This window comes from Polystyrenella longa, from assembly GCF_007750395.1.
Classification (GTDB): Bacteria; Planctomycetota; Planctomycetia; order Planctomycetales; family Planctomycetaceae; genus Polystyrenella; species Polystyrenella longa.
This window is the reverse complement of record NZ_CP036281.1, coordinates 2384228-2396285: the sequence shown is the minus strand read 5'-3', so window position 1 is coordinate 2396285 and position 12058 is coordinate 2384228. Positions and strand designations below refer to the sequence as shown.

Sequence of the window (12058 nt, the reverse complement as noted above, 5' to 3'; positions counted from 1 at the left end):
GTCAGTTGGTTCACATCATGATTCGTTATTTTCTCCTGCACATGATTATAATCGGTCTTGGAATGCAATCCTTCAGCCGTGCGGCTGAAGTCGACGTTCCCCGGTTCGCGTTACTCGTCGGTGTCGAAAAATACGCTCACCTTAGTAGCGGCGAGCAATTGGATGGCTGCTCAAATGATGTTGTAGTAATGCGGCAACTGCTCGAAGAACGATTCGGCTTCGAAGCCAATCAGATTGAAACGCTTACTAACGAAGAGGCAACAGGTACGGCGATCCGAGAGGCGCTCAAACGATTGTCCGATCGCGTTCGCGTTTTACCTGATGAATTGCCAGCCGCCCAGGTAATTTTTCATTTCAGTGGGCATGGCTCACAAGTCCCCGATCAACCGTCTGGTCCGAATCACGACGAACCCGACGGTCTCGATGAAACACTCGTACCACATGACGCGTCGAAGCAGGGGAGCGAAGAAGATCTCCGTGACGACGAACTTTTCCAATATGTGGAAGAGATCTGTCACGAGAATCGAGCACATATGTGGCTGGTACTTGATTGTTGTCACAGTGGTAGTGGTGCCCGCGGGACAACGAAACTCCGAAAGCTTATTAGGGAGCAGGAACCAGTACAATCAATTGGCGGTAACCTAACAAAGAGAAAACTACCCTCCGGAGCCGTGATGCTTGCCGCATGTCGAGCGCGTGAAGTCGAACCCGAATATCGTGATGGAGATCAGAGCTATGGCCTCATGACTCGCTTTCTGGTACAGGTCCTCAATCAGGAAAACAATATCTCAAAACTCTCTTACGGTTTGTTACGGGAATCAATAGTCTCATGCTATCGCCGTGATCCTTCTGTTTCACAGGCGCCTGTACCTCAGTTGGAAGGGGAGTCGAGTCTCATCACGGGGGGTATCCTGGGAAAGACGGGAGTTGATCGACCACAATACTGGGAAGTGCAGAAGAACGGCACTGATCGTTCCAAAATGCTGCTCAAAGCGGGGGCGTTTCATGGCGTAACGGCGGGATCGATTTATGAAGTCTATGACGCTGCGGTTGAAATCGAACTGACGGGTGAACTCTCCGGTCACAACGGGAACTCACTGGGCTGGCTCCTTGTGGACAGTACCTCCGGTGCCACGGGAACGGCGAGCTACTTCCAATGGAATGGCGATAAACAGATTATCGATAAATTCCCATCTAAGTTTACGCGTGGCTATGCCGTCGAGCGGTTCCATCATCACGGTAGTTTTGAGTTGAGACTACGAATCGAACAGGTCACGTCCGAGAGCGGTGACGTCTCTGTTTTGCCGCCTGGAAGCGAACTTGTCCCCCCTGCAATTGCCGCTGCAATCAACTCGACAACCCGATCTACTGAAAGTCCCTGGCTATTAAGGACAGATGGTGAGGAATCTTGTGATGTGGTCCTCAAGATTGATGGGAATTACGCGGCTCTCTTTCCATCCACTGGTTTTGCATACGTCGCTGAGGATGCAACTACCACGCGCGGTGATATCCCCCCTTCATTGAAAGGGGGATGGGGGCCGTTCCATATCCAAACGGCGAAGTGCCAGGTAGAAGATGATAGTGACCCGATGTCGCTGGAACAGTTTCTGCGGTCGATCAACCGAGCTCGAAACCTATTGCGAATTTCAAACACACAGGTCGCACTGGCAGGTAACGCACGCGGGCAATCTGGATCTGCTATCGATGTCTCACTGGATCTAGTTGCGATTGATGAATTCCAAGACGATGGTTTTACTCCTCACCGCTGGCATCGCTGGGAACCGGAAGAAGATGCTCTCATTATGGAGCAGGGGGCTCTTTATGCCTTCGAAGTCACCAATCGAGAGTCTTCGGGAGTTCCAGTTTACATCAGTGTGCTTTCGATCGATTCGAATATGGGAATCGATCAGATTCTCCCGTTCCAGGACGGAGTTGAACTGATTGGCGAACAAACACTCACTCCAGGAGAGTCTCGCCTGACGGATTGCTTTGAGTGTGATGCGGCGAATTTTCCAGGTCAGCGCTGGGCAGTAGTGCTTGCGACACGTACACAGAATGATTTCTACATGCTATCACAACCGAGCCTACAGACCACGCGGTCACTTAAGACTGAAGAGTCTCAGTCGTTAGGCCACTTGCTGATGCAGCAAACGTATTTTCAGAATACAACTCGGGGCGACCGTCGACGTCGACCGGTCAAGCTTTATGACGAAACATGGTCAGCAGCAACGCTTGAATGGCTGGCTGTACCGGAAAAGTAAAATCTAGGATTCAATATTTAAAGACTAGTTGTATACCTAATAAGATCAGCGGTATGATGAAGACTAAGTGTTGTATCCATAGTAGGATCCTCTTTAATTCCCTCCCCAAGCTGATCGATCAGACCATGGAGAAGTCAAATTTCGAATCGTTGATTTCCAATGTACAGGCTGGAAATGAAGAAGCGATTCAACAACTGTTCGACGATTATGGCGAAGCGATTCGCCGTGAAGTTCGTTTTTCGCTCCTTGATCATCGGCTCAAACGTGTTGTGAGCGAAAGCGATGTCTGCCAGTCTGTGATGATGAAGTTATTCGTTGGTTTGTGGGCGGGAAATTACGAATTCGAAACACCGAATCAGCTGGTCGCTCTGCTCAAGACAATGGTTCGAGCCAAGGTGGCTGATCTCGCTCGGTTCTGGCGTGCACAACGACGGGACATGCGCCGCGATACCAGCCTCGACACTCACTTCGCAGAGAACATTTCGGGGGAGCTTCAGACGCCTAGTCAGATCGTATCCAATGCGGAACTTATGGCGATGATTCGCGAGAACCTTTCCGAACGAGAAGTACAGATACTTGAAAGTCGCCAGCAGAGGATGGGCTGGAGCGAAATCACGGAGAAGCTGGAGATCGACTCCAGTCCGGATGCCCTCCGAAAGCAGTTCGAACGGGCCCTCAAACGGGTAGTCGAGAAGATGGAAACTTATGCTACGGAATGATTTTAAGGAGAATTCATCAAAGACAGCATTTTAGCGTCCTGTTTTTGTGTTGTTTACGATAAATCAGAACAGGAACTTCATCTGCCCCCTTAATTCTCTATCCTTTTTTTTTCCAGAGTCGAGCATGTTTTCAAAAGAACATCCGGAAGAAGAGCTTTCTGCCGCAGATCGGTATCTCGATTTGTGGGAGAGTGGCAGTGAATCACCTGTGTTAAAGGATTTTCTCAATGAGTCCACTAAACTCGATTTACAGGAACTTACGGATGTCTTGTTGATCGATCAATCCGAACGATGGGCTGAGGGAAAGGGGATTCCCGTTGAACAGTATTTCGAAAACTACCCCGAGCTTTCACAACATCCGGAACAGAGTATTGATCTCATTTACGGCGAGTTCCGAAACCGAACGGATGCGAATGTTGCCGAAAGATCAGCAGACCTTGAATCCCGTTTTCCTGAATGGCGAGAGAAACTTCAGCGTCAGTTTGAAGTCGCCCGCTGGATGGAAGAAATTGATCTGTCTGAGATTCAGCGAGACGTAAGTACGGTTTCCTCGAATTCAACCATCCCGCTAAGTGATCCACTGACTGCCGCGCCACTTCCCTTTTCCGACTATCAACTCGATGTAGAATTGGGTGAGGGGGCGATGGGAAAGGTCTACCGGGCAACTCAAAAGAGTCTTGGAAAAACGGTGGCGATCAAGATTCTGGGCGAAATCGGCCGGAATAATGACGAATTGCGAGAACGGTTTCTCTGCGAAGCTCGCATGGTTGCTAGCCTGCATCATCCGCACATTGTCGACGTTCATGGTTTGGGTCGCACCAACGATAACCGCTACTTTCTAGTGATGGACTATATCGATGGCAAAGACCTCGATAAGTTAACGATTCACGGTAGGCTTTCCGTGGAAGAAATCGTTCCGATCATGGCCACTATTGCAAGGGCGATTGACCATGCTCATTCCCGCGGGATCATTCACCGAGATATTAAACCCGGAAACATTCTGGTGGACAGTTATGGTCAGGTGAAAGTGACTGACTTCGGCCTGTCGCTTCAAGTGGACGAAAGCCCCTTGGAGAAGTCAGATGACAGACAGATCATTGGCACGCCGCAATACATGGCACCGGAACAGGCGGACCGTTCGTTGGGATCAATCGATTCCCGGACCGATGTTTATGGACTGGGCGGTTTATTGTTCACTCTTCTGACGGGGGAACCACCCGTCGTCGGGTCTAGTAAGATGCAGGTACTCGCGAAACTGATCTCACCCATACCTAATCGTTCCCCGCGCGAAGTCAATCTCGACATACCGGTCTCTGTCGAATTGATTTGTATGAAAGCTCTAAAGAAAGATCCCCAGGAAAGATTTCAATCTGCTCGTGAATTTGAAGAAGCACTCCTGAAGGTAAAGTCAGGATCTTATCCGAGAGAACAGGCCGAATCATCAATTCGTTCGGTGATTCTTAACATTCGACCAAACTGGGCAATTCCCACAGTTTTGTTTGCGATATGTTTGACGGTCCTGATTGCCGTCATGATGTTACGCACGAAGGAATCGTCTGAATTGAATCCGTCGATCTATACCACCTCGTCTGACCTGGCAGGCAAGGTGAACTGGCAGATTATGCTCTATCCCGGAGGAAAGAAACATCTAGAAACTGATTTGATCAATCTCCCACAGACGATCAATGAAGGGGATTCAATCAGACTCAATTTCCAGTTTGAAGAAGCAATTTATCCCTATGTCGTCTGGATCGGAACGAATCCGGAGAGCAAAGTACAAGAAATCAATGTATTGCAATCACCACAGCCAGACACCAACCCGGTCAAAGAACTAAAGCTTCCTGGAGAAAACGAACTTGCTTTCCCCTTAATCAAATCTGCAGGCACGGAACTCTGCCTGCTCATTTTTCGAAATGAACCCTTGCCAGAATCCGCCTCCCTAACAGTCCATCTAAAAAAAATTCCACAGTTTAGCCAGCAACTCCAAGGGCCAGTGGTCGTCGATGGACAGCAGATCGGCCATCACATCGAATTGCCGAAAGAGCAGGAGGAGCTGCTGAACAGAGACCTGATTGCCGAATCGCGTCCCCTGGGAAACCCCGAACTTTTAATCACACAGCCAAATATTCTGGAAATGAAGGAATGGATCAAAAGCCTTCCAGAAGATTTAGGAGAAGTGCACTATCTATTATTCCAGGTCAATCAAGATCTAAACTGATCATCGCATTATTAACCCCGTATCGTAAAAATATTCAGTCGACGTTGAAAACGAGTGATTCCATGTGGTTATGTTACTGACGAGTTACGGTTTTCGGACGAGATTGGTTTCACTGCTCGTAGCTGATTGTCGGATTTGAGGCAAAATCGTACTTCCGAGCGCAACGGTAGCGCGGAATCACAACACGAGGATTGACATCTATTCGAGGCTGGCTAAAGCTGCGTCGCGATGGTAATACTTGAGCAGCCCACCGAGACGTTCCCGGCATTCGATCTTACCGGCGACGCATCCGACTTCATCATCAGGTTCAATCAACTGATTATTGAGGCCCTGATGATTCCGCTCGCAATGGTAATGTGCGACGTATTCTTTCAACGCTCGTTCGAGTGAGTGCGGACCGAAAAAGATCATCTTTTCCAGGCATTCCGATTTCAGACTTCTCATGAATCGTTCAAGATACGCATTCATGTTCGGACTTTTCGCAGGAAACAGCACCAGTTCAATCTGAGTCTGATCGTTCAGAAACGAACGCAGGGGTTGGAAGCTGGATTCACGATCAAGATTCAGGTGAGACGCGTTTTCGAGGAAACCATCGTCGCCCGTATCGTAAAAATATTCAACCGACGTTAAAAACCAGTGCTTCTAAGCGGTTGTGTATATGGTAAGCGAAGATTTTCGGACGAGAATGTTGTTACCCGAAACTGATTGTCGAGACCAGAATGGTTTCTCTCAACTTGGTATCGAAGAGTCATTCACATTCATAACTGATCCCCCAGTTGTTTGCGAAGCCTCTGCAACGTCCGGCTCTTTGCTTTTCTGACCGCAGCGGCCGTTAATCCCAGATCTCTAGCAACATCCTCAGTCGGTTCACTTTCAATTACAGTTCGCAAAAAGGCCTGCCAGGTCGTTGGTTCTACTCGAGATTCAATCTGCTGCATCGCCCGCGAGAGCAACGCCGCAGTATCGTCAGTGGAACTGGGCGGATCGACGCTGAGTGACTCTTCATTCCACACGTCAGGAAACGCCGCAATCTGTGCCTGAGCCGTGCTGCCACCACGGGCATCGAAAGATTTACTTCGCATCGACTGCAGAACGGCGTTCCGGGTGACACGCCACAACCAGCCGCGGAAGGTCGCCCCTTTTACAGTTGGATCGAATTGATCGATCGACCTATGGATTTTCAAAAAGACTTCCTGAACGATGTCTTCCGTCGCAGTTGCATCAAGTCCAGTACGCTTAGCCCAACTGGCAACAAGCGGTCCGTACAATTCGACGAGATCGTGCCAGGCTTCCGCCGAATCACGCTGCAAACGGATCGCTAGGCTCAATCCGGAGGAATCATTTCTGTTTTGGGTAACGGTCGACATTCACCCATCTTACGAGAGGAATTCAGAAAAATCCATCAGAAGGTGTCACACGTCTGCATTGTATTGATAGAGAGCCACAATCCCGGCTTTTTCAAACATGCTCTGAGTCGCCTAATATGACTGTATGAGATTGAGTGAGAATAAGATTAAGTGAGATGTAATTATGCCCGCGATATCAATGAAACCCTGTCCCCCCTCAGAAGCACTCCGACGGTACTCCCTCGGAAACTACAACGATGATGAAGGCTCGGTCATCGAGGAACACCTGACGCAATGTTCCTCCTGCGAAGAAACATTGTCCCAGTTTGATGCGTCGGGAGATTCCCTCGTACGGCATCTCCCACTGGCTCAGAGACCCAGTGAGACAAGTGATGTCAATAACCCGGGCTGGTTGCAGCAACTAATGTCCGGTCCTCCTGCAGAAAATTCGGATGATGCCGACGACGCGATTCTCGCCGAGCCTTTGCAAGACGGTGAAACGACCTTCGGGGCATATCAGCTGTTCGGTGTCTTGGGCAAGGGGGGCATGGGGGTGGTTTACGACGCTAGGCATCGTCAGTTGGGGCGTCCTGTCGCGATTAAAGTTGTCAGCCCCAAACTGGTCGCGGCGAAAGAAGCCCAACGCCGGTTCAACCGGGAAATTGAAGTGTTGGGAGCACTCAATCATCCCGGCATTGTCTCTGCGACGGATGCCGGTCGTGTTGGAGGTGCGGCGTATCTGGTCATGGAACGCATTGACGGCGTCGACTTGGCGGCTCTCGTCCGTAAGACCGGGCCGTTGTCAGTTTCAGAAACGTGTGAAATCGTCAGACAATTGGCGCTGGCACTCGCAGCGGCGCACGAGGCGGGCGCGATCCATCGGGATGTGAAACCATCTAATGTGATGATCGACCGCACGGGACGGGCTAAACTGCTCGATTTCGGCCTCGCCCATTTGTCCGATACGATTCATAACCACAGCGAGACCTCATTGGGACGACTTCTGGGGACCCTTGACTATATGGCACCGGAACAGGCAGACGGAGCCGGAATCACTCCTGCCGTGGATCTATATGGGCTCGGAGCGAGTCTATTCTTTCTCTTAACCGGTCGCCCTCCAAAGACAGGGGAAGGAGAACGGACGCTCATCCAGCAGATTCGTGCAATCACCGAAGCGGAAGCCCTCAGATTAGACGAACTGCGGAACGATGTGCCAAAAGAACTCGTCGACCTCGTCGCGAATCTTCTGGAGAACGACGCCGTACAACGTATTTCCGACGCTAAGGAAGTCGCCACTTTGTTAGCTCAATGGACTGGCCCCGGGGTGGACCAAGCACTGAAAGAACTTGTTGCTACCATCGACATTGCGGAACCAAGGACTGCGGAGGAGGACAGTGCCGTCAAGGAGTCGCTCCTTGAACTTTTAGGTGACGATGCAGAAGAAGTCCTGTCAACACAGGCCGTGCCCAAGCCGAAAACAACGGGATCAGGAAATCGCAACGGTCGCCGAATCATGATCGCCTTCGCCGCAATGGCGCCTCTGTTGCTGTTGGGGATTGTCATCTTTCTGAAAACAGGGGAGGGAACACTCCGAATCGAATCGGAAGTCGATGACATCTCCGTCGAAGTACTAGATGAGCAAGACCAAGTCCAGAATTTGCAAATCAAAAACAAAGAAGGAGAGACTGTACTTCGCGCGGGGAAATACAAAGTCCGCATCAAAGGGAGCCACGATTCGATCAAAGTGGAACCGGATGAGTTTGTGCTGACGCGAAATGAAACGGAGGTGGCACGGATTACGCGGGTGAACGAAACAACTTTATTAGATAAACCTACATCTGCCAGGGAACCGCTGTTTCAGGGAAAGTCTTCATCTGAATGGCAGAAGATCTTCAACAAGGAAACGGACCCGATAGCGAAGATGAATGCGGGAATCGCGTTGCTTTCCATGTCACGCCATTTGGAGGATCAGGCTCAGTTCCGCAGAATATTGGAAATTGGAGGTTCTGTGCTGAGCGATGCGGTCGGTTCCCGGGGAGAAAAGATGGCTGTTGATCTGTTCTTTGGTCGGATCTATACATTTCCAGACTGGCCTCAAAGTGACGAGATCAAAAAGAAATGGGATTACTTCTGTGAGACTGCGCAGATTCTATGTCAGCAGATTGATCCGATGGTAATCGCGAAAGAGATTACCTCACAGAATCTGGCGACGGACGAATTTCTGTTTGCATTGACATTACACGCGGCCGCAAACGATTGGGAAAAAGCCCTCAGTGTCTCAATAAGCCGTAATCCGAAAGCGATCGATCTCATCCTGACCCAGTTCCGACATCCAGATTCGACCTACCTTAATCGCGCGGCCTTGCTGGCTCGAAATAACTATCTTTACCTAGAGAAGGCTACTGAAGAAGCGAAAGAACAACTGCGGTTGGACATGCGAACGGCGAGCCAGCAATTTTCCGAAGAGTTCCAATCGGATGAAGACAGATTATTCGCGGAACAGTTGCTGAATGCTGCCATCCATTTAAAAATGCAGACTCCCGATCTGGCGCGGATTACACGCATGTTACTGTTGATTCCTGCCTCAACATTTCATGGCCTTGGAAACAATGTACGTAGTCGGTTTCTCATCAGTGACTCCTTCGTCAGCGCCGAACAGGAAACGAACCTGTCGACGGTGCGTGAAAACAGCCTTCCGCTTTGGAAACTGTGGGTCGAAGAAGTGGCTGACTGGCTCCGCAAACATCCAGAAGATTCTCCCGACGCAAACACAATGTTGCAATCACTGGAAACTACTTTACGGATTCGTACCGAGGAGGATGACTGGAACCTCGAAGGCCTGCGAGAACAACTGCTCCTCAGACTACAGCGCCGTTACCCCCCGGAACCAGCCGAAACTATCAAAGAGGTTCACACTTCAACAGAAGACCTGCTGAAGTACTTCGTCCTCGCAGGTGGTGACCTACCTGAGTTTGTTTTTGAAAATCGCCCCCTGACCTTTAATCAGTCGACCCTGTCTCAATTTCAATACCTGGCCAATGAAGCGTCAGACAAAGCAGAACTGAACCGCCATCGTGAAATGCTAACAGGATTAATTGCCACGGATCCTGTTACGACGATAAGAATCGCCATCCAGTCAACCGGAGTGCAGGACTTCCAAAGTGCATTCTGGCTGCTGCAGGCGACCGTAGTCCCGCAAAAACAACACTACTTCTACGAGTCGAGTATTGATCCTCTATTTTTGCTGGCTGTTCTGTCGCACTTTACAGGCGAGAATGAAGCGGTTGATGAGCGCATCCTTTCTTTGTTTACCGATTCGGCTCACCGATCGGACGGGTTCGAAGGTCAGCTCCGCAAGACCATGTCGGTCCCCTTTGCAACGCGGGGGCTCGTCAAGAAATACCTGGGGCACATGCGAGAGAAAGCTGTCAACAAAAACTTGATCGAAGAAATCGATAAGCTGTTACCGATGGATTATCTAGAAAAGAGTAAAACGAATGCAGAAAGAGTGGATAATTCCACGAACATCGACCCCAAAACCCTCGCCGGTATGGTCGCCCTTTTTAACGAACAAACGGCTGACCAGCGGAAAGAACTGTTCGAACCGGATATCCCCGAACTCACTATCGAACAACTAAAACAAGGCATCAAGGCGGCCGCTGAGATTAAGAGAAAATTAGGATATCCGGATATTGCAAAACTCCTCGATCAGATTGTAAGTACAGGCAAACTAGGTAATGAGTCGAGGTTTCTTGTTGGGGAAACGGGGAGTGGAGAAGGGGAGCGTATACACCGGCGCATCCTCCCTAGTTTCGCTTTGAGTTTGCCTGGAGAAAAGAGACACCTGATTATGTTGTCGTCACTCGATTTAACTTATCGCGGCGATGGTTTTAGGTCGTCTACGTATGGTGATGACGCACCTTCCCGCATTCAACGACGAGAACAGGAGGTATCCGAAGAGGACGAAAACCTGTCAGAGTCGTTGATTGTCAAACGGGTCAGTCACAAATACGATGTCAGCGATATTCCCGCTGACGAGCACGAAGCCTTGCGATCGCTGTTAGAACGATTGGCTAGTGTGCCAGACGCGGTCACGACGATTTCCCAAAAAGGTGACGAACCAGACATCTGGTACATCAATACCAAAGTAGAGGCGCACCAGCGCGTGCGTGATAAATTGAAGGCATGGAGGAACGGGGATCAAAGCATTCCAGAATCGCTCGGTTTGCTAGAGGTACAGGCGGCAGAGAATCTCGAGGAAGAAACGGACGACAATACACCGCAGCCCGATATCCCTCCCGTCAAGATTCGCGTCGTCAACGAACATGGCCAACCGATTCCGGGTGCGGAAGTCATGATGCGGTTGCCGGACGTCCAAGGTGTCAAATTAGAAGTCACGGGTAAAACAGACGAGAGCGGCATCGCCATGGACCGAGTTCTTCCCTACGGTAAGTACTACACGACCGTGCGATTACCAGGAGGGTGGTACGCTCGCTATAAGGACTTGAATGTCGAATTCGACAAGGGGCTCGACTTGGAAGTTGTGGCGCCCAACCTGAACGAACGCACCCAATTGATCGTGCTCAATCAGCTCGGTCCGATGAACAACGAGGCCATCAAACACCTGAGTTTCGGCCAGTTCGAATCACACCTGAATGGGAGTGCCGGTTACTTTCCCAAATTCATTCCCGAGCCGGATAAAGAGAGGGACGTCTATGAGACATTCCCCACGATATCGAATGGAATTACGGACGTCAGTATCGGAGTCCGCATAAGGATCGACAGGGAAATCAAACAGATCAACGGTGAACCTCTGGAATGGTCCTGGCACCCTGAGGATGGAGACGTGGATCATGACAAATTTTTTCTCGCGGGCGACCAGGTTCAACCTCACTTCACCGGTGACTGGCAACACGCGCTGCCCGACCAAGAAAGTAAGTTCTTCAAATTCAGTCAGGGTTCCGGAAGTGATCGCCGAATGGTCGGTTACGTCGTCTATAACGTCGGAAAGTCGTCGACCGGTCCGCTCAAGCTCGACATACCGACGGGACGCTTGACCTTCATCGTGATGGGACTGTATGGAACACCAACCGAGGAAGTACTCAATGACCTTCAGTTCGACAAAGAACTCGGAGAAAATCAACGCGTCTTTCTAACGAACAATCTCCCCAACGACTCTGCCTGGATCCCCCGAATCATGGACGTCGAAGGGTGGACGTATCATAGCGGCAACGACGGTACCCATCTCGACCACCTCGTTCACATGTCGATCAATACCAGACTTGGAGAACCGGTCGAAATAACCATCGCGTCGCCAACAGTAGAGGAACCAGCTAGCAAATAATACCCCCGTCGCATGCGAGAAGAATCCAGGAGCGAGAAGTCCATCAAGGAGATCTTCAGTCTCATACCAAAGCCAGAGCCCCGAGTGACACTGCGATCATCTAGGAACACTCCTCACTGATCTAAGTAATTTGGCAACGATTATCATAAACCAGTACCGCTTGCGGTCGT

General features: G+C 50.2%; 6 protein-coding genes. 4 read left to right on the top strand and 2 right to left on the bottom strand.

All coding sequences use genetic code 11. The features are described from left to right. The first annotated feature begins 17 nt into the window (after positions 1-17). The 3 genes from Pla110_RS08920 (at position 18) to Pla110_RS08910 (ending at position 5198) form a co-directional block, all read left to right on the top strand. On the top strand, positions 18-2261 hold the full coding sequence (locus Pla110_RS08920) for a caspase family protein (RefSeq protein WP_144995275.1): 2244 nt from the start codon (positions 18-20) through the stop codon (positions 2259-2261). A 125-nt stretch (positions 2262-2386) separates the two neighbouring features. Continuing rightward, positions 2387-2980: an ECF-type sigma factor gene (locus Pla110_RS08915; protein WP_197440606.1), complete on the top strand. Its 594-nt coding sequence runs from the start codon at positions 2387-2389 to the stop codon at positions 2978-2980. Positions 2981-3104: 124 nt separating this feature from the next. Beyond that, a complete protein-coding gene (locus Pla110_RS08910; RefSeq protein ID WP_144995271.1) occupies positions 3105-5198 on the top strand; it encodes a serine/threonine protein kinase in 2094 nt (697 codons plus the stop codon). A 198-nt stretch (positions 5199-5396) separates the two neighbouring features. On the opposite strand, the gene Pla110_RS08905 is transcribed toward Pla110_RS08910, so the two are convergent. Beyond that, positions 5397-5693 (bottom strand): transposase, encoded by a 297-nt coding sequence (locus tag Pla110_RS08905; protein WP_261342415.1) that lies wholly within the window; start codon positions 5691-5693, stop codon positions 5397-5399. Between the two features lie 263 nt (positions 5694-5956). After that, positions 5957-6565: an RNA polymerase sigma factor gene (locus tag Pla110_RS08900; protein WP_144995267.1), complete on the bottom strand. Its 609-nt coding sequence runs from the start codon at positions 6563-6565 to the stop codon at positions 5957-5959. A gap of 163 nt (positions 6566-6728) precedes the next feature. Here Pla110_RS08900 and Pla110_RS08895 point away from each other — a divergent pair, with 163 nt between their 5' ends. Beyond that, positions 6729-11888: a protein kinase domain-containing protein gene (locus Pla110_RS08895; RefSeq protein ID WP_144995265.1), complete on the top strand. Its 5160-nt coding sequence runs from the start codon at positions 6729-6731 to the stop codon at positions 11886-11888. Positions 11889-12058: the final 170 nt, after the last annotated feature.

Coding starts and splice junctions, on each gene's coding strand:
- Pla110_RS08920 (WP_144995275.1), top strand. CDS start 18: ATGATTCGTTATTTTCTCCTGCACATGATTATAATCGGTCTTGGAATG.
- Pla110_RS08915 (WP_197440606.1), top strand. CDS start 2,387: ATGGAGAAGTCAAATTTCGAATCGTTGATTTCCAATGTACAGGCTGGA.
- Pla110_RS08910 (WP_144995271.1), top strand. CDS start 3,105: ATGTTTTCAAAAGAACATCCGGAAGAAGAGCTTTCTGCCGCAGATCGG.
- Pla110_RS08900 (WP_144995267.1), bottom strand. CDS start 6,565: ATGTCGACCGTTACCCAAAACAGAAATGATTCCTCCGGATTGAGCCTA.
- Pla110_RS08895 (WP_144995265.1), top strand. CDS start 6,729: ATGCCCGCGATATCAATGAAACCCTGTCCCCCCTCAGAAGCACTCCGA.